This window comes from Pseudovibrio denitrificans JCM 12308, assembly GCF_001310815.1.
GTDB classification, from domain to species: Bacteria; Pseudomonadota; Alphaproteobacteria; order Rhizobiales; family Stappiaceae; genus Pseudovibrio; species Pseudovibrio denitrificans.
The window spans coordinates 195,492-218,113 of the sequence record NZ_BAZK01000008.1 but is presented as its reverse complement, the minus strand read 5'-3'; the positions used below and the strand labels follow the sequence as shown (position 1 = coordinate 218,113).

Below are 22,622 nucleotides of genomic sequence, written 5' to 3'. Positions count from 1 at the left end.
GTTTTGTCCGTCCTGCATGGTTCCTCCCAGAGACGCTGACGACCTGCTTCTGCGTCAGGAAAATTCTTCGGCTGCTTCCAGCTCTTCAAAAATGTAGTCGAGGGTCTGCTCAATGGTGGGACGCTCAAAGAAGATGCGAAGAGGCACCTCCACCCCCAGTGCGTCTTGCATGCGAGCTGTAATGCGGGTGGCTCGCAGGGAATGCCCGCCAATCTCAAAGAAGTTGTCACGGATACCGACGCGGTCCAGTTGCAGCACCTCAGCCCAGATACGTGCAAGCTCCTCCTCCAATGGCGTCTCAGGAGCCACGTAATCTCGAACCGGTTGAATACTGTCTGCGGTTGGTATGGGAAGCTGGCTGCGGTCAATTTTGCCGTTTGATGTTAAGGGCAAATCATCCAACTGCACATAAAGCGCTGGGACCATATAATCCGGTAGCTGATTGGTAAGGGCACTGCGCATAGCAGTCGTGTCGAGTGCTGCTGCATTTTGCTGCATGCAGACATAAGCAACCAGCTGAGATGACCCCGCCTGATCTTCATGAGCGACCACAACCGCATTCAAGACGCCATCAAATTTAGATAGCGCGTGCTCAATTTCGCCCGGCTCAATGCGATAACCACGCACTTTGATCTGGAAGTCGTCTCTGCCCAGATACTCGATTGTACCGTCTTCCAGATAACGCCCCACATCTCCGGTTTGATAGAGCCGTTCCCCAGCTTTGAATGGGCTCGGAACAAAGCGTTCCTCTGTTAGTTCAGGACGATTCAAATACCCCTTGGCAACACCGGGACCAGCCACATAGAGATCGCCTGCAACACCTGCAGGGACGAGGTCCAGATGGCGATCCAAAATGTACATCTTCATACCTGCGATGGGCTGCCCAATAGGGACAACAGGCGGGTACTCAGCACGGTGATCCAGCTCTTGCCTGGTGCAATAAACACTTGCTTCTGTGGGCCCATAAAGGTTTTGCAAATGTATCGACCCAGAGCCTTGAAACAGCGTTCCGCAAGCCGAGAGGGGAATGCTTCACCACCGCAAAGGATTGATCGCAAGCTTGTGCAGGTGCTGACGTTTTCACATGAAAGGAAGAAATCCAGCAGTGAAGGGACAAACTGACAAACAGTGACCTGTTGTTCCGCTATCAGCTCAACCAGATAATTGCCTTCAAGCAAGCGCGACCGATCTGCGATAACAACAGTTGCACCACACGAAAGGCTGGCAAACACTTCCACCACTGAAATGTCAAAGGTGAGAGACGTCGACAGCAGAACTTTGTCTTCCCGAGTGAAGGTGCCTTCCTGTAGGAACCAAGCTGTGAGGTTAGCGGGGCCTTTATGAGGCACCACAACACCTTTTGGTTTGCCTGTGGTGCCGGACGTATAAATCACATAGGCAGTGTCTTCACTGGAGACCGACTTGTTGAGGTTCCCATCGTCGAGATTTTGCCAAGCAGGATCCGATTGACCCAAATCGACCAGCTTTTCTGGAGGAACGACTTCGCTCAGCTCAGAAGGGCTCGCAGTATCGCAAAGCACCAGAACTGGGGTACTGTCCTCAATCAGATACGAAATCCGTTCTGATGGATAAGCGGGATCGATTGGAACGTACGCCCCTCCAGCTTTTTGTATGGCAAGCAGCGCGACGACAGCATCTGCTGAGTTTTGCAGACACACCGCGACGCGACTTTGGCTGGAAACACCTTGAGCAACTAAATATCTGGCAAGCTGATTGGCCTGCCTGTTCAGTTGGCCATATGTGAGTTGCGTTCCTTCGCCGACCAACGCAACTCGCGTTCCATGATCTGCTGCCACAGTTTCAAAAGCGCTATGAAGCGGAGTTGAAGTCTCTTCAAACTCCGCGCCTTCTGCAAACTCAAGGAGTTTGCTTGTCTGGTCTGTATCCAACTGTACCAGTTGATGTGCAGGCGTCTGTTCTGCCTTTGAATGCAACTGGATGAGGCGCTGCAAGCATCCAAGCGTCATATTCAAAAGCGCAGAGGCATAACTGCCATGTGGAGCCTGGCTCTGGACTTTAAAGGATGAGCCGAAGTCATCAATGGTCAGGTTGAAGGGGTAGCTCGTGCCATAATGGCCATCCAGATAAGTCGCGCCTGGTAAGTCACGGTGCGAGGAACCTTGTGAGCCATCGGACATGAGCTGGGCATGACGGAAGTTCACCAGAGAAGAGACGAGCGGAGTTGTGCGATCTACTCCACTGGCCCCAATCGCATCAGCAAGCGATGCGTACTCATGATCCATCAGGTCAAGAAGGGTCTGATGAACAGTGAGAAGCGCGCTTTTCCAATCCTGATCAGTCAGTTGGACACGTAAGGGCAGGGTGTTGATGAACGGCCCCAAAATCCGCTCAGCATTCTCAAGCCCCTGTAATCGGCCAAGAAGCACGGTGGCAAAGCAAACATCTTCCTGCCCAGAGCATTTTGCCATGACCAATGCCCAAACGAAGTGAAAGATCGATGCGGTGCTTACGCCCAGTTGACTGGCAACGTCTCTCAGACCCGATGTCAGTGCGGTATCCGTATGCGCTGTCTCTGTATCAAGATCAGCGCCATGAACATAATCAACACTGAGACCGAAAGGTTTGTTTGGAGCTTCAAAACCTCTGAACAGTTCATTGAAGAAGTTGCCCGCGTCTCCTTTCGTGCTCTCTTCTTGCTGAAAAGCGACATATTCCTTGAACTGCGCTGGTTTCGCTAGTCGATTGCCATCCCCCACCATGAAAGCTTTGACCTCAGCATTGAGCTGCTTGAGTGAGGTGTTGTCATCAATGATGTGGTGAAAGAGCTTGAGCGCCAACCAGCATTTGCTGCTGGTGTCGTAGCAAGAATAAACCCGGAGAATGGATGGTTCTTGCAGATCAATCTTAGTGGTGCGCGGGTCAAAGTGTGCCAGAAGCCTCGCTGCAATATCTCCAGACCCTTTCAGGGTATCAGCATCCAGCTCAACAGTCTTCAGATTGACGTTTTTCAGGACCACCTGCTGCGGCTTTTCTAACCCTTCAGAGACAAATACAGTACGCAGAATGTCATGACGATTCATCACCTTTTGCAAGGCCACCGTATAGTCCTGCAAGGCTTGGGAAGTCTCAAATGCCATCAGGCTCCAGAGCAGATAAGGATCTCCGTCCTCCGAGAGCTGATGATGGAAGTAAATACCTTCCTGCAGAGGTGTAAGGGGATAGATGTCTTCTACGTTTTCAAAACCACCCGGCAATGATGACGCAAGATGTTTGATCTGCGTTTGCGAAAGACCGGAGAGCGACATCGCGCGACCACTTCCGGGGGGATTTGATTTCAAACTCTTCGGTTCAACAGGTTGAATGCGTTGTGCCAGATCCTTCAATGTTGGCCATCGCAAAACATCCACCGCAGCCAGAAGAAAACCTTTTGCGCGCATGGCAGCTTGGACCCGCGCGGCCAAAAGTGAATGCCCTCCGAGTTCAAAGAAGCTGTCGAGGCGGCTCACTTTTTCTAATTGAAGAATGTCTGCCCATACGTTGGCGAGCAGTTCTTCATGCTCCCCTTCAGGGCTCTCAAAGGCTCGATTCTTGGTGTAAGTCGGCTTATGTTTATCGAGTGCTTTCCGGTCCAGTTTCCCGTTGGAGGTTAACGGCAGCGCGTCCAGTTCAATAAATGCTGCAGGTACCATGTAGGCTGGCAGAAGACCTGCTGCAAAGGACTGCAATGTGGAGCTGTCCAGGTCAGCATTTTCAGAAGTTGAGACATAGTAGGCCACCAGCATGGCATTGCTGGTCGCTTGGTTTTGGCATGTCACGACCACATGTTGAAGGGCCTCATGCGTTGAAAGAGCAGCTTCAACCTCACCCAGTTCGATCCTGTATCCGCGAACTTTAACCTGACTATCGTTGCGACCCAGATAGAGCAGGGTATCATCAGCTGCATATCTCGCCAGATCGCCTGTTTTATAAAGGTGGTCGTTTGCCAAGAATGGGCTTTTGATGAAGCGTTCTGCATTCAATTCTGGGCGATTTAGGTAGCCGCGGGCTACGCCCGCACCACCCACATAGAGTTCACCAACTGCGCCAAAGGGAACGGGTTCAAGGTGCTCATCCAGCAGATAAAGGCTTAAGTCATCAAGCTGATTACCGATCGGGCTCCCTTCAGAATACCTATCAATACTCTCAGGTGTTAGCTCTGTGTAGGTAACGTGAACGGTGGTCTCTGTGATGCCGTACATGTTCACCATCTTGCAATCTGTGTTGCACGGATGTGCAAACCAGTCAGAGAGCATCGACGGGGATAGAGCCTCACCTCCAAATACAACTGTTCTGATGGCGTGAGGTCTATATGAGCTCGCTTGCGCTGACATGAAACTGCGGAAAGCAGAGGGTGTTTGGCTGAGAATGGTTACGCCTTGATCGCAGCACATGGCATAGAATTGTGCAGGATCATGCCGGATGTCTTCCGGCACAATTGCGACGGAGCCACCGGTAGAAAGCGCGCCCCATATTTCCCAAACAGAGAAGTCGAAGGCGTAGGAGTGGAAGAAAGACCAGACATCCGATGATGAAAACTGGAAACTAGGCTGACATGTGTCTATCAACCGGGCAATCTGCTGATGTTCGATTTGCACACCTTTGGGCTGCCCAGTGGAGCCTGACGTGTAGATGACATAGGCGAGATCCTGCCCGCTGACGGGTTCAAGTTTGCTCTCATCTGCGGCTGTTTCTTCAGCAGCATGCGCAAGCACCTCAAAAATGTGAAGCGTGCTGTGCCCCATCAAACTCTTGAATGAGTGGTGTGACGCATGAGAGCACAAGATTAAATCAGGTGCGCTATCTTCAATGATAAACGCCTTCCTTACTTCCGGCAGTGAAGGATCAATCGGAAGATAAGCACCACCTGCTTTCCATATGGCCAGCAAAGCAACAATAAGGTCAGCATTGCGTTCCATACAAACGCCAACCAGCTTTTCCTTTCTCACACCGAGTGCACGAAGTTGGCCTGCCAGAAGTGAAGCCTGACGATTGAGCTCGCCATAGGAGAGGGTCGTTTCTCCGTGAAGGATTGCAGGAGATGTTGGTTGAGATCTGGCCAGTTGCTCGATCCTGTTTGCAACAGGAACCGGCCCGATTTCTGAAATTGGATGAGCTGGCGCTCCCATCGCAAGCAGTTGCTCTCGCTCAGTTAAGCAAACAGAACTGAAATCCTCAACGGAACACTCAGGCTCAGATAGGCAGTTCGCCAATAATGCAAAAAAGTTGGCCTGCATGCGTTCAATTGTTTCGAGCTGAAACAGGTCGGTTGCATAATTCCACAACAGAGTGAGGGCTGGTGTATCTTTCTCATTTGATGAGCGCGGCAGAATGACGACTTCGATGTCAAACTTTGCAGAATTGTTGCTGTAGGCCTCATAGAGTGAGAGACTCAGATCATCGCGTGAGAGCTCTGGAATCTTTGAGTTATGATAGCTAAATCCCACTTGAAAGATGGGATTTCTGGAGAGGTCACGCTCCGGCTGCAACTCGCGTACGACGCGTTCGAACGGAACTTCTTCATTCTCATAAGCGCTGGATAGGGTGCTCCTTAAACGCTCAAGATACTCAGTAAATCTTGGGCTATCGGAAAGATCAGATCGTATGGCGACGCTGTTCACGAACATACCCAACATATGCTCTGAAGCGCTTGTTTTTCGGTTGGCGACCGCACTGCCCGTGAGCAGATCTTTCTGTCCCGTATAGCGTGAGAGCAGGAGGTGGAAGACGCCGAGCAACACGGTGTAATCAGTGTGGCCACTCTTGTCGCAGAACTCGTTTAGTTTTTGAAGGAGCGTCCCTTTGAGTTCCAAACGTGACTGTTTGCCTTTGAAAGACATTGTTTCAGGGCGCGGGGTATCTGTTGGAAGAGCAAGAGTGAAGCTAGCCTCTGAAAGTTGCTCCTTCCAATAGGCAAGTTGCTTTTCATAAGTGCGTTCTGCATCGGCACTTTGTTGCCATCCCACATAATGGCGATATTGAGCTGGAACGGGAGGCAGAGTGACCTCCTCTCCATGTGCAAAAGCACCATAAGCCTCCAGAAACTCTGAGAGGAATATGTTCGCGCTCCAGCCATCATGAACAAGGTGATGTTCTATGTGTAGGAGAGCCGATGTCTCATCGTTTAACTTGAACAGAACCCAGCGAGCGAGCGGCAATTGACTGGTGTCGAAAGCCCTTGAGATTCATCGTCTACAGCTTGCCAGAGATCAGGGCTATCCATTGGAGCATCCAACACCACCTGATCCAGACGGGCAGGGACGGGACCGTGAACTTTCTGGTAGGCTTTGCCGGTTGCGTCCTCATGAAAAGTGCTGCGAAAGATCTCATGTCGCTGAACAATCAGATCCAGAGCGCTCTGCAGGGCTAATACATCTACATTTCCCTCAATACGGATTAGGCATTGAGCGTTGTAGGCAAGAGAGTCTGGTGTGAGCTTCTCCAGCAAGCACACCCCGTTTTGCTGATGCGAAACAGGGAATGTGTCACTTTCAATACTGTAGGCATTTAAGGGCTTTTCTGGCGTTTCAGAACCTTTTCCTGTTTGGATCTTCTCTGCCAGTTCACGGAGCGTTTTGCCCGTGAATACATCCTTTAATGAGAGAATGTTGCCGTACTCTTCCCTGCATCGTGTGAGAAACTGAACGGCATCCAGTGAGGAGCCTCCGAGAGTTTGAAGCGTGTCGCCACAAAAGACGGGATTTACACCTAGCACTTCTTTCCAAAAACCTGCGAGTGACTGCTCTGTGTTTGTGTGTGGCAGCTCTTGGGAAGACCCGCCGCGTGCACTCCTGTCCGGCGCAGGAAGTGCCTTGCTATCTACCTTCCCGTTGACTGTTAACGGAAACTCGTCAAGACGCACAAATGCGTTTGGCATCATGTAGTCAGGCAGAACTGCGCGTAGTTTGGTCTTTAACTGCTGAATGCCAGGGGTGATTTCGCTGGCGCGAACAGTGAAGTAAGCAATGATTTCATGATCTTTTGATCGCGATGATGAGACGACCACATGAGCATGTTCAATGTCTTCAAGAGCAGAGAGGTTTCTTTCTACTTCCTGAAGTTCTATCCGATGGCCTCGTACTTTGACTTGGGCATCCCGACGGCCAAGGAACTCCAGTGTTTCATCTGCAAGACGTCGTACACGGTCGCCAGTGTTGTAAAGTCTTTCTGTCGAAACCCCAGGAACTGGTCGAAACATTTCATTGGTGAGATCAGGGCGGTTTTTATATCCACGCGCCAGTGCGACCCCTCCTAGCCAGAGAGTTCCGTCTTCACCATCTCGAACTTGTTTTAGGTCTGTATCCAGAATGTAGACGTCCACATTGGCAATTGGCTTGCCAATTGGAACCGTACTTGCTGACATGGTCTTACTGCTGCATTTATGCAGAGTCGCCCAAACTGTGTTTTCGGTTGGTCCGTAAGCATTTATAAGATTAACATGTTCAGACCATCGCTCCGTGATCGTCCATGGCATTGCCTCGCCAGCAACCACTAATGTCTCTAAACTTGGGTAGTCCGATGGATCCATTCGACTGACAAGAGATGGTGGCAGCGTCAGGTGAGAAATAGTTCTTTCTCGAACAATTTCCCTTAGCGTATCTCCAGCAAGCAATGTTTCATTGGGAGTGAAATGTAACTCTGCACCGCTGCACAAGGCCATCAGAATTTCAAATATGGATGCGTCGAAGCCCAGGGATGCGAACTGCAGTACACGTGCATTTCCGTCCAACTCAAAATGGCGCGCTTGTTCTTCAGCAAGATTTATCAATCCGCGATGCTCGACCATCACACCTTTAGGTTGGCCAGTAGAGCCTGACGTGTAGATGATATAAGCGAGCTGATCTTGCCTGATCACTTGATCTTCAAAGGTGCCGGGTCCTGATGGATTTAATCTGGAGTAGTTTACGATCTTGGTTGAGCGCGAAACATTGGCAACGAGTCCCTCAACGAAAGCTTCTGTCTCGTCGGTGCAAATCAAAACGGCAGCTTCACTGTCCTGAACCATAAACTCAAGGCGTTTGTGAGGGTGTTTGCTGTCCAGTGGGACATAAACACCGCCCGCTTTAAGAATAGCGAGAAATGCGATGATTGCGTCAGGGCCGCGAGGGATACACACTCCAACAGCAACTTCCGGCCCAATCCCTTTAGATTGCAACAGGCCAGCAAGCCGGTTTGCTGAAGAGATCATGTCGCCATAACTGAGCGCTGCTGCTTGTCCAACCAAAGCCGTTTTATTGGCCTGGATCCTTGCAACTTGCTCTATTCGGGTCACGACATTTTCGTGTCCCGCTGCGCATGTTGAAACTACGTTAGAAAGACTAAACTCACCCATAAAACAACTACCGATGATTGAGTAATTGAATAAAATTTTACATTACTGAGGGTAAATGGCGTTAAAGCTCAGTACATAATTGGTATGGATTGAGTGAAGGTAAGTAAACATGAAAATAATTCACCAAAGCCTCGGGTATTGATTTTTTAATTGCCCAATCATTCTTTCTAATATATCACAAAGTCAAGTTTTAATTTAATCTCAGGTTGTTTTGTTCATGTCTGAAACTCGTGGGCGGGAAACGTTTCTGCGTCAATTCCGGATGCTTCCGAAGTCTGCGAAAACAATCCTGATCGGTACTTTTTGTGCGCGCTTAGCTTCTTTTATGATCTGGCCCTTCTTGCAGTGCTCATGGCACGGCGATTTGGAACTTCAATTGCTGAGCTCGGAGTGATTTTTTCCATATCGGCATTTGCAGCAATTTTGACATCGCCAATAAGCGGAGTTGTTGCAGACAAACTGAACCGCCAGGCGATCATGCTGCTAAGCACACTGGTGATCATGGGGCTCTATTGCGTACTCGTGCTCTGGAGCAGTGAACCGGTATATTTTGCAGTCATCATCGCGATGTCTGTTGCAAATGGAGCCTTGGAGCCGCTTTTGCGCTCTGCCTTGGGAGATTGCGCGGCGAAAGATGAGGATCGCGCGCTGCTGTTCCATTTGAGGTACTATCTAGTCAACATTGCAGGGGCGCTGGGGCCTTTATGCGGGGTGTGGTTTGCTAGTAATAACTCAAACTTGGCTTTTCTTGCCGGGGCAATAGCTTATGCCATCTTAGCGGCCTGTATTTCAGCCAGCGTCACGCGGACTATCATTGCAACAAACAGAGAAGAGGAAGTCCCGATCCCCAGGTTGCTGAAGGTAGCTTTAACGGATCGTCTTTTCATGACACTGTTTGTGTCCAACTTCTTTCTCGTCATCCTGTATGCACAAATGGATGAGCCCCTCACGTTTTTCCTATTGTTCCTTGAGACGGCAAACATCAATGGGATCATTGCGTCGATAAACGTGACCAACACAAGCGTTGTTCTGATCGTCCACCTGTTCTTGATGAAATGGCTTATCGCTCTTGAGGAGCAGAAAGCTGTTTTGGTTGCGTTCTTCTTCCTGATGCTCGGACTATTGGTCGTTGCCTTCAATAGGGCTGAGATGATGGAGCTGTGGCTTGTCGCGATAGCACTGGCGACACTCGCAGAAATCATCGCCATGCCTTTGTTCGCCACTGTGGTTGACCGTATGGCGCCGGTCCGTCTTAGGAACAGTTATATGGGGCTCTACATGCTGTCCAATGCAGGAGCTGCAGCCGTTCCTTTTGTTGCTGCACTCGTGATTGAACGCTTCGGCGGCGGACCATTGTTCCTGGCCTCTGCGATGCTGTGCCTACCCGTGGCTTACGTGAGTTTCAGGTTGTTAAGTGCAACCGAAATCAAAGAAAAAGTTGCTGAGGAGGTCGCATGATATTTAGTTCGGGTCATGTGAGGAGAGGTGTAAAATGAACCCATACAGTTCTTTACCTCCCAATAAGTTTTGGCGCCCCTCCGTTGCTGAAAAAGACTATTTTTCAATCTCAGAGGTTTGGAAGCCAAAGTTTCAGATCTCCAAAGATGCTGCGATCATTACTGCTGGATCTTGTTTCTCTCAGAACATGGGTAAAGAGCTACAGCGCAGAGGAATGAACTGGCTAAATGCTGAAACGGCAGCAGGCGAGCTCGGTGCAAAAGAAGCGCATGAGCTGAATTATGGTGTTTTCTCATTCCGGACAGGGAACATCTACACCGCTCGTTTACTGCTGCAATGGCTGAAGTGGGCGTTTGAGGAAACCTCGCCCTCTAAGGAAGTTTGGAATGACGGAGAGCGCTATTTTGATCCGTTTCGGCCCAACATAACACCAGTTGGTTTCGATAGTCCGCATGCAATGTGGGCATCGCGTGAGGTTACTTTAGAAGCAATCCGCCAAGCCGTTTCTTCCGCTGATGTATTCGTGTTCACCATGGGGCTGACTGAAGCCTGGCTAAACACTGCAACGGATGTGGTGTATCCGATGTGTCCCGGAACGGTGCAAGGCCGGTTCGATGAACGTTTGCATAAAGCACATAACTTTACGTTCAACGAGATTCACACTGACTTTCAGGAGTGCATTGATCTCTTGGGGCGATACAATCCGCGTTTGCGTTTGGTTTTTACAGTTTCGCCTGTTCCGGTCACTGCGACCTTCACACAGCATCACGTACTGACAGCCTCAACCTACACAAAGTCTGTTCTGCGCGCTGTCGCCGGTCAGTTGGAAGCAAGTAATGAAAACGTTGAGTACTTTCCATCCTATGAGTTGGTTGCATCACCTCCCATGAATGGCGTATTCTACAATCCAAACAAGCGCACAATCACGCCAACTGGCGTGCGCTTTGTAATGAACCACTTCTTTAACAGCATTTATCTCAGAGATCAGACGCAACACAAAACTGCTGAAGAAGGCATTCGATCATCATTGCCGTTTGAGGATATCATCTGTGAAGAAGAACTGCTCGACTACTACAAATGATCCGCAGTTCTTGCTGCTTGGAGATTCTCATGCCGGTGCAATCGGACGCGCTGCCAAAGAAACTGGTGTTCCGTTCGTTGGCGGGCCAATGGGAGCAGGGCGGGAGTTCACTGCTCCTTTTGTGGACTGGGATGCTGAGAAGCTAACGTTTCGCAGCAGCTACGCTGATGAAATGTACCAGAGCTTTCTAAAGGAGTTGAATGCCAGCTCTTTGCTGGATGTGAAACTGCCGCTTCTCTGCACTTTCGGCTTCGCGCTGCACTTTTATGCGACCTCTGAGAACTGGGAGATATACCGGGAAGCGGATCACACGCTTTCCCAATCTTTTCTTGAGAGCCAGCTATTTCACGACCTTATCTGCGTTATGGCACAAGGTGCCTTAGATTTTTATCGATCACTAATCGAAAAAGACATTAACGTTACGGCTGTCCTTCCTCCTCAAAAAGTACCTGAAACTTCAGAGCCCAATGTCTTTCGCGCAGCACAAAGTGTGTTGATTGCAGAAGCAAATCGTATGGGTTTGAAGGCTCTGGATGTTCGCCAAGGCACAGTTGGTAGAGATGGCCTGCAACTCGATGATTTTTCGCAGGAAAATGACCCGATCCATGGGAACGTAGCGTTTGGTCAGGTCCTACTAGATGCATTCACCAGCCAGAGGACGACAAATCATGTCACGGCCTGACTTAAAGCGACTTCAGCTGGAAACCTCCTTGGTCGCATGCATAACCTCGTTCTCTCGCGATGAGACAGGCCATCGACTTCATAGGTACATGGCTGAGACTGCTTTACCTATGGGAATAGAAGCCGCTCAAATGCGAGGTGAAAACTGTCGGGAGTTAGAAAGTCTCCAGAACATGCATCGCAAAGCTGTGGCAGGGGAGGGCATACCTTTTGAGCATTGGCTCAACGCAGCAGAGAAAGCCTTTGTCGTTCTATTTCGCTTAGCATTCATTGCCGAGAAAACCTATCGCGTTTCTCATAGGAGTGCTCTTGAGTTTGCTGCCGGCAACAAAGAGATGATTGAGAAAGAGTTTGGCTCTTCAGAGGCATATGCTGATTACTATGGGACCTTGAACAGCGAAGCCAACACACAGGCCTTTGCGCGTGCAAATGCGCAGGTTCATTCAAAGATTGCCTCCCGATTGTTTGCCTCTGAAAGCCCTCAAGCTTGGACGAGGTTGCTTTACTCAGCCTTTTAAAAGCCTTCGCATACGCTTTCGCCGCCGCTCATGCATTTGGTGAGTTGGAAGCGCGGTACTGCGAGGGGCTCCAGCATCTCACTCTTACGCCAGTAATCTGATTTCTTATGTTTTCCGAGGAAGGAACGTCATGCATCCGAACGCATTGAAAGCTATTGAACGCATCGCAGCAGAACCTCGCGAGGCTTATCACCACATAGAAGTTAATCGCCTCACACCAGTAATTGGAGCTGAAGTCAGCGGCGTAGATCTTTCCGAAGGAGCTTCCAAAGAACAGCACGATGAAATCCACCGTGCGTTCCTGGAAAACCACGTTCTGGTATTTCGCAATCAGACACTGACAAAGGATCAGCAGAAAGCATTTGCCCGAAAGTTTGGAAAGCTGCGGGCGCTCCCATTAAGCGATATTGATGGTGATGATCCGGAGATTGTCTTAATTCGGGCCAGCGAAAAGTCTCGTTTTGTAGCCGGAGAAGTCTGGCATACGGATGGCACAGCTGACCCGGCACCTTCACTCGGCTCAATGCTGTATATGCACGAAACGCCTGAGATTGGATGCGGTGGAGACACTCTGTTTGCAAACATGCATCTCGCCTATGAAATGTTATCTCCTGCAATGAGGGAGTTTCTGCTCGGTCTGACCGCCATTCATGATGGCGCAGTGCCCTGGAAAGGCTTCACTCCGCCTGAAGGGCTTCCCAAAACAGAACACCCAATTGTAGCGAAGCATCCTGATACCGGCAGACCAATGCTCTTCGTAAACTCAGGTTTCACAACTCACATTCCTGATCTTTCTGAGGACGAGAGTACGGCCATTTTGAACATGCTCTTCCAATTTGTCGAACGTGAGCAAGCTCTGAACTGCCGCATCCGTTGGGAACCAGGTACATTGGTTTTCTGGGATAACCGCTGTACACAACACCGTGCCGTCTGGGACTATTATCCTTACTCCAGATTTGGTGAACGCGTAACCGTTCTCGGCACACAGCCGACGGCGGCTGAAGTTAATCGAACTCAGAAAGAGGCTGAGTTGGTGGAATAACTTGTAAACGGATGTGTGAGGTGGGAGCTCGAGGTTGCTAAATATATGTTGCACATAAGATGTATTATGGAACTTGAATATATCTGCTTTAAGACCCACCTTCCTCACACTTCCAATCTGCCCCAAAACCAAATCACAGCGTTCACCAGCAGCAGCCCTATGAACGTGCCGAACAGCATTGTTGGGTTGTTTTGCTCCAGTAGGATGCCGCTGAGGAGGAGGCCTAGGGGGACGCCGGTGTAGCGGAGGGAGGAGAAGGTGGAGAAGACGGTGCCGCGTTTGGCTTCGGGGACAAGTTTCTGGAGCACGGTTGCGTCAACCACGCTGCCAACGCCGAGGTTAAGGCCGTAGAGGAACATTCCAAGTGCTGCGACGATGCCAGCCGTTGGGGTGAGGCTCATGTTGGTAATGTCCGCAAACACCCAGAGCAGAAGGCCAAGGCCAATAGCCTGGCCGATTGGCGTGAGCTGCAAAAGGCGGAGAGATGAGATGCGGTGGCCCAGAACCGTGTAGGCGATAGTTGTGAGTGTGGTGCCGCAGGCGAAACAGGTGAGCCAGATACCCAGCCAGATGGCCTGCTTATCATTCGCGTTTGCCAGCACTGGCAGCACCAGCGACAACAAGGAAACAGCGACGGTGTTGATGATCAGATCATAGATGCCCAGTTTCAATATGCTAGGCGTGGTGAACATCCACTTCCACGCTTCTTTTGTCGGTTGCGGTTCTGATTGGGGCGGAGTGCTAACATGGCTGGCTTTGATGCCCATGGAGACGATCATCAGGGCCATCAGAAAGCTAAGGGAGTCCAGAAGCAGAACCGTGGTTGCACCAAAAACAGCGATGAGAATACCCGCCAGTGATGGCGTCAAAAGATCGGCGCCAGTCTCCAGCAAAGAGTTGAGCCCGTTCACCCGTTCACGTGGCAAGCCTTCTTTGTCGATCAAAGCCGGGATCATGACAGCTTTGGAGGTTTGCCCCGGAACGTCAATCACCTGAGACAGAAAGACGAAGAAGCCAAGCAAGGCCACGTCCAGCATCTCGACGGCATAGAGCAGCGGTATAAGCAGCACTGCGACAGCGTTTACACCATCACAGAAGATGCTCACGGTTCTGGCGGAGTAACGGTCAATCAACGGACCGCTGAAGAGGCCCACGATGATGTTGGGCAACTGCCCTGCAATGGCGACTGTTGCGGTGATGACAGCATTGCCCGTCAAATCATACACGAACCACGGGATGGCAATTGCAGACAAACCATTGCCGAGAAGCGACAGAAAATTTGCAGAAAACAGTAGGCTGATCTGCCCCCATCTGGCTTTTAAAGTGGCGTCTGACAATGTGGCCTCTAAAGAAAATATATGAAATCAATAAGCAAAATGCAGCCTGCTGAATGAGTAAGCCGCAGGTTAAGCGCTTCCATAGTGACCATTCTGGTTGGATGGTCAAGGCTAAGCCCGAATGACAATAGTGATAGGCCGATTGAATGGATCGGACTAAGCAGTCAGCGCTTTGGTCATGTGGAAGTTTGTCAGCGTGATGCCTCTGCACACCGGAGCTTGTTGGCGGACCACTTGCCAGTCCTGACGGAGGAAGAAGGGCCTGGCGGCAAGGCTGATATCTGACGACAGAGTTGGGATGTTGCGCTCAATTGCCCAGTTCAGCAGAGCGTTGTAGATGGCTGTTGCAACGCCTTTGCGGCTCTCAAACGGGCTTACAAATGCAAACTTGATGTAGCCTTCCATATCGATGGTCATGAAACCGATGACGGCATCTTCTTTGATAGCCACAAAACCTGTCATTCCATCCAGATTTTTCGTCAGCCTTCCGGGTTGAGTTGAGGACCTGCCCATGCGTTGAGCTGTTCTGTTGTGTAGTAATCCTTCGCTCCGATCATGATCGCATCATAATAGATCTGTGCGCATTGAGGGGCATCGGAGATTTCTAGCGGGCGGATCATAACACTCATGGACTTCACTCATCTGAATTTGGGAGGCGTGTCATGCCACAAACTCAGTCAGCTGAAAAGAGAAAATGGTTCATCTCTTGTCACTGCTGAATGATCGCGTTCTGCCACTCCTGAAGGAAGTGCTGACGCTTGAGGTTGTCCTGATAGACCAGCAGGCCGGGGCCTAACCGAATAGCGCGCAAGGACAGGTTTGGTGCCACCTCGCTATGATTGAGCTTTGGGTAAGGGTAGTAGTCTGCGCCCTCCTCGCTCCAGCTGGCGGTGATCAGGTGATCAATGAAATCACCTGCGATTTCTGGCTGTTCTGCACCTGCTGGAATAATGGCGGAGCGAAGCATCAATGTGGTGAAGTCTTCCAGTTCCAGAATGCCAACATCAGGGTCTTTTGCTGCCCGCGCCGAGGCATAGGAGCCGAGCACGTTGTAGGCCACGGCCAGATCGCCTGTTGTGATGTCAGAGATCATATCCGCAGAGCAGCAATAAAGCTTAGCATTGAGGCTGCCCATCACTTCATTGAGACGCCAAAATGTGTCTGAGGTGCGTGCATCCTGCGTGGCGAACAGAAAGCCAAGCCCGCTCTGGCGAATGTCGTAGGTGCCGACTTTGTTGAGGAAGCGGTCGGGATTGTTGCGCAGAGTTGAGATGAGGTTCTGGCGAGAGGTTGGCACTTCCAGTCCCTCAAAAGCGGACTTGGAGTAAACCACGGAGGCTGGTTCCTGCGTGAAGGCAAACACGTGGTCACGCCAGCGGGCCCAGTCCGGCATCAGGCCAGCAACTGAGGAGCTGTGTGGTTTTGTGAAACCATCATTAGCCAGCTTAACCTGTAGGTCCATCGCTGAGGAGATGGCCACGTCAAACACCTGCCGTTCCTCATAGAGCGCTTTCATCAGCTCGGTGCTGCTGACCACGGTGTAATCAATGGAAACGCTCGGATACTTGCGCTGGAAGGCCTCCACCATCGGGGCGAAGATATCGATGTCGGAGTTGGAGATGATGCGCAGGGTCTGGGCCTCCTGTGAGGCTGGGAAGACCTTGTGCTGCTCAATCTCATAGGCGCGGGCTGAAAGCAGCGACACCAACAACACAATCAGGACTGAGGGAAATAGAAGGATACGCATGCGCCTCTGACATTTGTTCTGTTTGAAAGTTTCAGGTGTCCGCCGTGAGCCTGTGTTACCTCTTCGGCAATAGTAAGTCCCAGACCAGAGCCAACGGTGTCCTCAGCGTTTTTGCCGCGTGAGAACCGTTCTGTGAGCTTCTCGATGTCTTCTGGTGCAAAGCCTGGGCCTTGATCATAGACCGAGAGCACCACCCATTTGTCTTCATGAGTGACGGTTATTTTTACATCTTCGCCTTGTGGAGCGTACTTGATGGCGTTGTCCAGAATGTTGCTCAGAGCGTTTTGAATGAGGATTGCATCACCTTTGATGGAAGGCAGTTCTTCTCCGTGCAAGCTGAGTGTTTTGTCCTGCATTTCTGCCAGAGGCCGTAAGCGTTCCAATGTTTCATCGGCCAACTCCAGCAGATTGATTTCCTTCACTTCCAGATGGTCTGTGCGGAAAGAGACCATGGCGTGATCCAGCAACTGGCCAGCCGCGCGCGAACTTTCATCAATGGCGCGGATCATCTCTTTCAATGCCGCCCTGTTTTCAGGGCGTTCCACGCGCCGCAGGGCGATTTCCGCTTGTGTGCGCAGCACTGCCAGTGGCGTGCGGATGCGGTGGGCCGCTTCGGCGATGAACTCTTCAGATCGGGTCAGTGATTTCTTCAGGCGAGCCATGAAACGGTTGAGTGCGACCACCAGTGGTGCCATCTCTCCCGGCACAGGGGCTTGCACGGCACGCAGGTCTTGCGGGCCTCTTCTGGAAACGGAATTTGCCAGTGTTTGTACAGGCCGAACGGCGGATTGAGCTGTCAAAACGCCAAGCACAGCCGCGGCGATGAAGAAGCCGAAGCCGAGATAAGCGGCGTTGGTGGAGATGCGCTCCAGAGTTTCACGCTGCCGCTTCAGGGTTTGAGCAACAGAAACAGTCACTTCAACAGGGCCTGATGCATTGGAAAGTCGGCGGGTGGCAGACACCATGCGGATGCTCTCGCCCAGATAATGGGAGGTGATGAAGCGGTGGTTCTCCCGCCCTTTCGCCGTATAGGCATCGGGTAAGCTTTCATAACCGGTGAGGTACTTGCCATCAGCCATAACGCGATAGAACACGCGGTCATCACTCACGTTCCCCAGCATGGAAAGCGCGGAGTATGGAATATCGACGGTGACCTCCCCGCTCTGGATGGCGGCACTGTCCAGAATGGAGGTTGCTGATGCAGACAGGATGTTGTCCTGCGACTCTTCTGCCACCTGCTTGGCGTAGGTCATCACCATCACAAACAACAGGGCCGCAAGCACAGCAGCGATACCGAGCAGCTGTAGGGTCAGACGACGGCGGATGGAGCCGGAGATGTTGGCTTCTAACGTCATGTCAGGCTCAACCGATAACCCAGCCCGCGCACGGTGATGATCTGCACGGAGGAAGATGATATATGCCTGCGTAGACGGGCCACATAGACCTCGATTGCGTTTTCAGAGACGTCCTCGTCATACGAAAATAATCTGTCTACAAGCTTGGTTTTTGAGAAAATAACGTCCGGGGCACTGAAAAAAATCTCCAAAAGACGCAGCTCTTTGTTGCGCAGGCTCACCGTTTTGCTGCCGATTTTCAGTGTTCCGGCTAAGGAATCGAACACCAGATCACCGAATCGTTTTGCGTTGGTCACACCGCCGGATTTACGACGCATCACAGCCCGGCAGCGGGCTTCTAACTCTGAGAAATCAAAGGGTTTTGTGATGTAGTCATCCGCTCCAAGATCAAGCACCCCTACCCGATCAGAAACCTCCGAGCGCGCGGTCAGAACAATGACCGGAGTGTCATCCTGTCGCCCTCGGTGTTCATTTAGAAAATCTCGTCCATCGCCGTCAGGAAGCATAATATCGAGCAGGATCATGTCGTAATCTGCCGTTGAGATAAAATCCTCAGCAGTCGAAATTTCAGCTGCGTGATCAACTACATGGCCGTCCAGCGTCAAACGTTCGGCGATGGAGGTGGCCAGTTTGGCGTTATCTTCAACGAGAAGAAATCTCATCTTTAGCTTCCCCAAAAAATCAAGGAGGTGACAGGTTTGTGTCAGGTTTCCGTGTTTTCACGTAAGTCATGGGCGACAAATGCTGCCCCTGTCAAATGGGAGGACAAAATGAGTTTTATTCGGGCGCGCCGCTTGGTTGCGGCAGCGGCTATGGCCGCGGCGACTTTCTCACTACCTGCAGCTTCAATTGCGGAGCCAGTGGTTGAAAGCATCCACTTCCTCATTCCAGGTGGTGCTGGCGGCGGCTGGGATGGCACCGCACGCGGCACAGGCGAAGCGCTGACCAAATCCGGTCTTGTCGGCAACGCATCTTATGAGAACATGTCCGGTGGCGGTGGCGGTAAGGCCATCGGTTATCTAATCGAGAACGCAGCAAGCCAGCACGGCACGCTGATGGTGAATTCCACCCCGATCGTGATCCGTTCCCTGACCGGTGTATTCCCGCATAACTTCCGCGACCTGACACTGGTTTCCGGCACAATCGGTGACTACGCAGCTATCGTGGTTGGTAAAGACAGTTCCATCAACTCCATGGGCGATCTGCTGGCAGCCTACAAAGCTGACAAGCGCGGCACTGCTATCGGCGGCGGCTCCGTTCCCGGCGGCATGGACCACCTCGTTGCAGCCATGGTGATGGAAGCAGCTGGCGAAGACGCAACTGCTGTGAAGTACATCCCGTACGACGCAGGCGGCAAAGCAATGGCAGCCCTTCTTTCTGGTGAGATTGCCGCGCTTTCAACAGGCTTCTCTGAAGCAGTTGAACTGGCAAAAGCAGGTGAAGTGAAGATCATTGGTGTGACCGCGGATGAGCGCGTTGCAGCTTATGGTGATGCACCAACCATGAAGGAACAGGGCATCGACACCACCTTCGTCAACTGGCGTGGTTTCTTCGCGGCGCCTGGCCTGCCAGAAGCACAGCTGACCGCTTATCAGGAAGCAATTGCAAAGATGTACGCCACTCCAGAGTGGGAAGAAGTGCGTGCACGTAATGGTTGGGTCAACATCCATAACTCCGGCGAAGACTTTCAGGCTTTCCTTGAAGGACAGGAAAAGGCCATCGGCGATCTCATGAAGAAGCTGGGCTTCCTCTAAACCAATAAAAATAATGGGATGCGCTCTAATGGGCGCATCCACTTGCCACGCCAACGGGAGGGGATGATGGCACTGGACCGATGGATTGCTCTTGTCATTCTGGCAGTGAGCCTCAGCTACGGATACACGGCGTTCTTTATGATGGACGCAGGCCTGCCGCCTTTCATGCGGTTTAACCCGATCTGGCCAAGCACGTTTCCAAAAGTCATTGCAGTATTGGCCGCAATCACCAGCCTTGCCATTCTGCTCGGCTTTGAAAAGAAGCCTGCCGAAAGCGATGCGGACGAGATCGATTTCAGCAGATTGTGGGACTATAATATCGGACAGGCAGTCTTTCTGCTGGCCTTGATGGTGGCCTACGCCTTGTTATTGCGCCCTGCTGGCTTCCTGCTCTCCACCCTGCTCTTCATCGTGATTGGCGCAGCTCTTGGGCGAGCGACGCTTTACGATCCTCGTGCCTGTTGCCGCGGTTGCCGCTGGTGGCGTCTGGTATCTGGTTCAGCAAACGCTGGGTATCTACCTCAGCCCGCTGCCGACATTTCTCAACTAGGAGGCCATAATGTTAGACGGTATCTGGATTGGCCTCTCGACGGCTTTCTCGTTCTCTAATCTGCTAATGGTGATTGGCGGCTGCCTGATCGGCACCTTCATTGGGATGCTGCCCGGCCTCGGCCCCATGTCCATCATCGCCATCATGATCCCGGTGGCGATCTCCATCGGTGATCCATCTGCCGCGCTGATCCTGCTCGCAGGCGTGTATTACGGTGCGATCTTCGGTGGGTCTACCTCCTCCATCCTCATCAATGCGCCGGGTGTGGCTTCCACCGTTGCCACAAGCTTCGATGGCTATCCGCTGGCTCGTCAAGGCAAAGCTGGTAAAGCGCTGACAGTCGCGGCAATCGCTTCGTTCGCAGGTGGTAGCATCGGCGCGATCCTGCTGATGATTTTCGCGCCGGCTCTGGCTTCTGTCGCCCTGCTCTTCCACTCCGCCGAGTACTTCGCACTCATGGTGGTGGGCCTCTCAGCCATCGCCGCGTTTGCAGGCAGCGGACAGGTGGCAAAAGCGCTGCTGATGACTTTGGTGGGCCTGATGATGGCAACCGTTGGCGAGGGTGCGCTGTTCAATCAGCCACGCTTCACCATGGGCATTTTGGACCTTCAGTCTGGCTTCGGTTTCATCACATTAGCAATGGCCATGTTCGCTCTGCCAGAAGCACTGTTCCTCGTGCTGGACCCATCCCGTTCCAACTCCGGTGGCAATGGTGGTGACATCAAAGACCTGCGCATCACCAAGGAAGAAGCCAAGAAGATCACTCCAGTGATCGGGCGCCAATCCATTCAGGGCTTCCTCATCGGTGTTCTGCCGGGAGCTGGCGCGACCATCGCTTCCTTCCTCGGTTATGCCGTTGAACGAAACATCGCGCCGAAAGAAGAACAGGCTGAGTTCGGTAAAGGCTCCGTCAAAGGCCTCGCCGCTCCTGAGTCCGCCAACAACGCGGCGTGTACCGGTTCCTTCGTTCCCCTGCTGACCCTCGGCATCCCGGGGTCTGGAACCACGGCGATCCTGCTCGGTGCTCTCATCGCGCTGAACGTCTCGCCGGGCCCTCGCCTGATGGTGGATCAGCCAGAGATCTTCTGGTCCGTGATCATCTCCATGTATGTGGGCAATGTGATCCTGCTGATCCTGAACCTGCCACTGATCCCTTACATCGCCAAGGTGCTGGCTGTTCCACGCAATTATCTCATTCCGTTCATTCTGTTCTTCACCCTTATGGGTGCATATATTGGGCAGAACAACGCGACGGAACTTCTGATGCTCGTGGGCTTCGGAATATGCGCAACGCTTCTGCGCTTTGCCAACTATCCGCTGGCACCGCTGCTGATCGGCTTCATTCTGGGCAGCATGCTGGAAGATAATTTCTCTCGGTCCATGCAGCTGTACGATGGCATTGGCTTTATTCTGGAACGCCCAATGACCATGGGTCTGCTGGCTCTGGCGGTTATTCTGGTCGTGCTGCCAACCCTGCGTGCGCGCCGCGTACGCAAACAGGAACTGCAGGCCGCTGAAAGCGACTGATGACACAGCAGCTGGGAAACTGAGTTTTGACATTTGAGAGAAAAGACCTTTTCAACCTTTCCATAACGCTTGCAATTGCAGGCGCTGGAGCAAGTCTTTTTTCTCTCCTCGGTTTCCCCGCTGCCCCCCTCACCGGTTCTGCTCTGGCTGTTTCCATTGGAGGTATGCTCGGCGCACCGGTTACCGTTCCCCTTTGGCTGCGGACCCTGTGCTTTATCGTGCTCGGCACAGGCATCGGCTCCGGCGTTACATCAGCCGTCATTGATGCCGCCGTAACATGGCCTGCCAGCTTCCTCGCTCTGGGTATCAGTCTTATTCTGAGTATGCTGCTCAGCCGAGTGGTTCTGGTTCGCTTCTTTGGTTTTGATGCCTACAATGCTTCACTAGCCTCTTCACCGGGGCACCTGAGCTACATTCTCAGCATGGCGGCAGATGCCAAAGCGGATGTGACGCGTATCGGGCTTGCCCAGAGCACACGGGTGCTCTTCCTCACCATCTGCGTGCCTCTCTTCATCACCCTACTTTTTGAAGAAACCGGCGTCTCTTTCCTCCCAGCACAGAACATCACCCCACTCTCCGCAATTTATCTTCTGCTGGGTGCTGCTGTGGTGGGAACCATCTTCCTGAAGATGAAACTACCTGCCGCTTACTTACTCGGTGGAATGCTGGTGTCCTCACTTGGACACCTGACGGAGTTCACTCCGGGCAAGATGCCGGACTGGGCCACCCTCAGCTCATTTCTGGTTATGGGAGCTTTGATCGGCACTCGCTTCAAAGGCATCAGCCAGACCTTTTCGCAAAGGCCATTGGTGCGGGTGTAGCTGTTACTCTCATCACCGTCGGCATGGCTATCCTCGGCGTAGTACTAGCTATGCCACTGGTTGGTTTGGACCCGAGCCTGCTGTTCGTGGCCTTTGCTCCCGGCGGTGTAGAAGCATGGCAGCTATTGCCGTGCAGAGCGGACTAGACCCCACCTTCGTCGCCGCCCACCACGTCTTTCGCCTTCTGCTCCTGACCTTCCTTGTGCCGCTGTTGCTGAGGCGCTCTAAGTCCTCTGCCCCACTCAATGATCAGGCGTGAATCTACGTAGGCGTTGAGCTGAAAAATGCATTCCGAATAGGTTAGGCGGAAGTATTTTCCTCAAATTGGACCAAAGCTCAAAAATTTCCCTTATTCATGAAGGTATATCAATCGGCTCAAGACATTAATTCTCAGGGCAACC

At 51.9% G+C, this 22,622-nt stretch carries 19 protein-coding genes; 10 read left to right on the top strand and 9 right to left on the bottom strand.

Annotation, left to right across the window (positions count from 1 at the left end):
* Positions 1 to 54 precede the first annotated feature (54 nt).
* From JCM12308_RS32285 to JCM12308_RS12570, 3 genes are read right to left on the bottom strand one after another with little or no spacing between them, the layout of a single operon-like run.
* A complete protein-coding gene (locus JCM12308_RS32285) occupies positions 55 to 978 on the bottom strand; it encodes a non-ribosomal peptide synthetase (RefSeq protein WP_164845305.1) in 924 nt (307 codons plus the stop codon).
* A complete protein-coding gene (locus tag JCM12308_RS12575) occupies positions 864 to 6,176 on the bottom strand; it encodes a non-ribosomal peptide synthetase (protein WP_054783949.1) in 5,313 nt (1,770 codons plus the stop codon). The genes JCM12308_RS32285 and JCM12308_RS12575 overlap by 115 nt, the downstream gene beginning before the upstream one ends.
* A complete protein-coding gene (locus JCM12308_RS12570; RefSeq protein ID WP_128647392.1) occupies positions 6,143 to 8,350 on the bottom strand; it encodes a non-ribosomal peptide synthetase in 2,208 nt (735 codons plus the stop codon). The genes JCM12308_RS12575 and JCM12308_RS12570 overlap by 34 nt, the downstream gene beginning before the upstream one ends.
* A gap of 303 nt (positions 8,351 to 8,653) precedes the next feature.
* On the opposite strand from JCM12308_RS12570, the gene JCM12308_RS12565 reads away from it, so the two are divergent.
* From JCM12308_RS12565 to JCM12308_RS12545, 5 genes are all read left to right on the top strand, one after another.
* Positions 8,654 to 9,808: an MFS transporter gene (locus JCM12308_RS12565; protein ID WP_054783947.1), complete on the top strand. Its 1,155-nt coding sequence runs from the start codon at positions 8,654 to 8,656 to the stop codon at positions 9,806 to 9,808.
* Between the two features lie 34 nt (positions 9,809 to 9,842).
* Positions 9,843 to 10,889 carry a GSCFA domain-containing protein gene (locus JCM12308_RS12560; protein WP_054783946.1) on the top strand — a complete coding sequence of 349 codons (1,047 nt, stop codon included), beginning with the start codon at positions 9,843 to 9,845 and terminating at the stop codon, positions 10,887 to 10,889.
* Positions 10,858 to 11,571, top strand: coding sequence for a hypothetical protein (locus tag JCM12308_RS12555; protein WP_054783945.1), 714 nt, complete (start codon positions 10,858 to 10,860; stop codon positions 11,569 to 11,571). The genes JCM12308_RS12560 and JCM12308_RS12555 overlap by 32 nt, the downstream gene beginning before the upstream one ends.
* Positions 11,572 to 11,659: 88 nt before the next feature.
* Positions 11,660 to 12,088: a hypothetical protein gene (locus JCM12308_RS12550; RefSeq protein ID WP_128647390.1), complete on the top strand. Its 429-nt coding sequence runs from the start codon at positions 11,660 to 11,662 to the stop codon at positions 12,086 to 12,088.
* Between the two features lie 130 nt (positions 12,089 to 12,218).
* Positions 12,219 to 13,130, top strand: coding sequence for a TauD/TfdA dioxygenase family protein (locus JCM12308_RS12545; RefSeq protein ID WP_054783943.1), 912 nt, complete (start codon positions 12,219 to 12,221; stop codon positions 13,128 to 13,130).
* Between the two features lie 104 nt (positions 13,131 to 13,234).
* Here JCM12308_RS12545 and JCM12308_RS12540 read toward each other — a convergent pair whose 3' ends face one another.
* From JCM12308_RS12540 to JCM12308_RS12520, 6 genes are all read right to left on the bottom strand, one after another.
* A complete protein-coding gene (locus JCM12308_RS12540) occupies positions 13,235 to 14,467 on the bottom strand; it encodes an MFS transporter (protein ID WP_054783942.1) in 1,233 nt (410 codons plus the stop codon).
* A 156-nt stretch (positions 14,468 to 14,623) separates the two neighbouring features.
* On the bottom strand, positions 14,624 to 14,929 hold the full coding sequence (locus tag JCM12308_RS29835) for a GNAT family N-acetyltransferase (protein WP_208978524.1): 306 nt from the start codon (positions 14,927 to 14,929) through the stop codon (positions 14,624 to 14,626).
* A 17-nt stretch (positions 14,930 to 14,946) separates the two neighbouring features.
* A complete protein-coding gene (locus tag JCM12308_RS29830) occupies positions 14,947 to 15,096 on the bottom strand; it encodes a GNAT family N-acetyltransferase (RefSeq protein WP_208978523.1) in 150 nt (49 codons plus the stop codon).
* An 80-nt stretch (positions 15,097 to 15,176) separates the two neighbouring features.
* The gene (locus JCM12308_RS12530; RefSeq protein ID WP_054783941.1) at positions 15,177 to 16,214 is read right to left on the bottom strand and encodes an ABC transporter substrate-binding protein; all 1,038 of its coding nucleotides are present in this window, start codon (positions 16,212 to 16,214) and stop codon (positions 15,177 to 15,179) included.
* On the bottom strand, positions 16,184 to 17,569 hold the full coding sequence (locus JCM12308_RS12525; RefSeq protein WP_054783940.1) for a sensor histidine kinase: 1,386 nt from the start codon (positions 17,567 to 17,569) through the stop codon (positions 16,184 to 16,186). The genes JCM12308_RS12530 and JCM12308_RS12525 overlap by 31 nt, the downstream gene beginning before the upstream one ends.
* Positions 17,566 to 18,231 (bottom strand): response regulator transcription factor, encoded by a 666-nt coding sequence (locus tag JCM12308_RS12520; protein ID WP_054783939.1) that lies wholly within the window; start codon positions 18,229 to 18,231, stop codon positions 17,566 to 17,568. The genes JCM12308_RS12525 and JCM12308_RS12520 overlap by 4 nt, the downstream gene beginning before the upstream one ends.
* Before the next feature lie 108 nt (positions 18,232 to 18,339).
* Here JCM12308_RS12520 and JCM12308_RS12515 point away from each other — a divergent pair, with 108 nt between their 5' ends.
* The 5 genes from JCM12308_RS12515 (at position 18,340) to JCM12308_RS29825 (ending at position 22,480) form a co-directional block, all read left to right on the top strand.
* Positions 18,340 to 19,323, top strand: a complete 984-nt coding sequence (locus tag JCM12308_RS12515; protein WP_041769190.1) for a Bug family tripartite tricarboxylate transporter substrate binding protein — start codon at positions 18,340 to 18,342, stop codon at positions 19,321 to 19,323.
* A 66-nt stretch (positions 19,324 to 19,389) separates the two neighbouring features.
* Positions 19,390 to 19,932, top strand: coding sequence for a tripartite tricarboxylate transporter TctB family protein (locus JCM12308_RS12510; RefSeq protein WP_208978522.1), 543 nt, complete (start codon positions 19,390 to 19,392; stop codon positions 19,930 to 19,932).
* Positions 19,883 to 21,400 (top strand): tripartite tricarboxylate transporter permease, encoded by a 1,518-nt coding sequence (locus JCM12308_RS12505; RefSeq protein WP_054783938.1) that lies wholly within the window; start codon positions 19,883 to 19,885, stop codon positions 21,398 to 21,400. The genes JCM12308_RS12510 and JCM12308_RS12505 overlap by 50 nt, the downstream gene beginning before the upstream one ends.
* Positions 21,401 to 21,426: 26 nt before the next feature.
* Positions 21,427 to 22,221, top strand: coding sequence for an AbrB family transcriptional regulator (locus JCM12308_RS12500; protein WP_208978521.1), 795 nt, complete (start codon positions 21,427 to 21,429; stop codon positions 22,219 to 22,221).
* 115 nt (positions 22,222 to 22,336) lie between these two features.
* Positions 22,337 to 22,480 (top strand): AbrB family transcriptional regulator, encoded by a 144-nt coding sequence (locus JCM12308_RS29825; protein ID WP_208978520.1) that lies wholly within the window; start codon positions 22,337 to 22,339, stop codon positions 22,478 to 22,480.
* Positions 22,481 to 22,622 lie beyond the last annotated feature (142 nt).

Coding starts and splice junctions, on each gene's coding strand:
- JCM12308_RS12570 (WP_128647392.1), bottom strand. CDS start 8,350: ATGGGTGAGTTTAGTCTTTCTAACGTAGTTTCAACATGCGCAGCGGGA.
- JCM12308_RS12560 (WP_054783946.1), top strand. CDS start 9,843: ATGAACCCATACAGTTCTTTACCTCCCAATAAGTTTTGGCGCCCCTCC.
- JCM12308_RS12550 (WP_128647390.1), top strand. CDS start 11,660: ATGGCTGAGACTGCTTTACCTATGGGAATAGAAGCCGCTCAAATGCGA.
- JCM12308_RS12545 (WP_054783943.1), top strand. CDS start 12,219: ATGCATCCGAACGCATTGAAAGCTATTGAACGCATCGCAGCAGAACCT.
- JCM12308_RS29835 (WP_208978524.1), bottom strand. CDS start 14,929: ATGACAGGTTTTGTGGCTATCAAAGAAGATGCCGTCATCGGTTTCATG.
- JCM12308_RS29830 (WP_208978523.1), bottom strand. CDS start 15,096: ATGAGTGTTATGATCCGCCCGCTAGAAATCTCCGATGCCCCTCAATGC.
- JCM12308_RS12530 (WP_054783941.1), bottom strand. CDS start 16,214: ATGCGTATCCTTCTATTTCCCTCAGTCCTGATTGTGTTGTTGGTGTCG.
- JCM12308_RS12525 (WP_054783940.1), bottom strand. CDS start 17,569: ATGACGTTAGAAGCCAACATCTCCGGCTCCATCCGCCGTCGTCTGACC.
- JCM12308_RS12520 (WP_054783939.1), bottom strand. CDS start 18,231: ATGAGATTTCTTCTCGTTGAAGATAACGCCAAACTGGCCACCTCCATC.
- JCM12308_RS12515 (WP_041769190.1), top strand. CDS start 18,340: ATGAGTTTTATTCGGGCGCGCCGCTTGGTTGCGGCAGCGGCTATGGCC.
- JCM12308_RS12510 (WP_208978522.1), top strand. CDS start 19,390: ATGGCACTGGACCGATGGATTGCTCTTGTCATTCTGGCAGTGAGCCTC.
- JCM12308_RS12505 (WP_054783938.1), top strand. CDS start 19,883: ATGTTAGACGGTATCTGGATTGGCCTCTCGACGGCTTTCTCGTTCTCT.
- JCM12308_RS29825 (WP_208978520.1), top strand. CDS start 22,337: ATGGCAGCTATTGCCGTGCAGAGCGGACTAGACCCCACCTTCGTCGCC.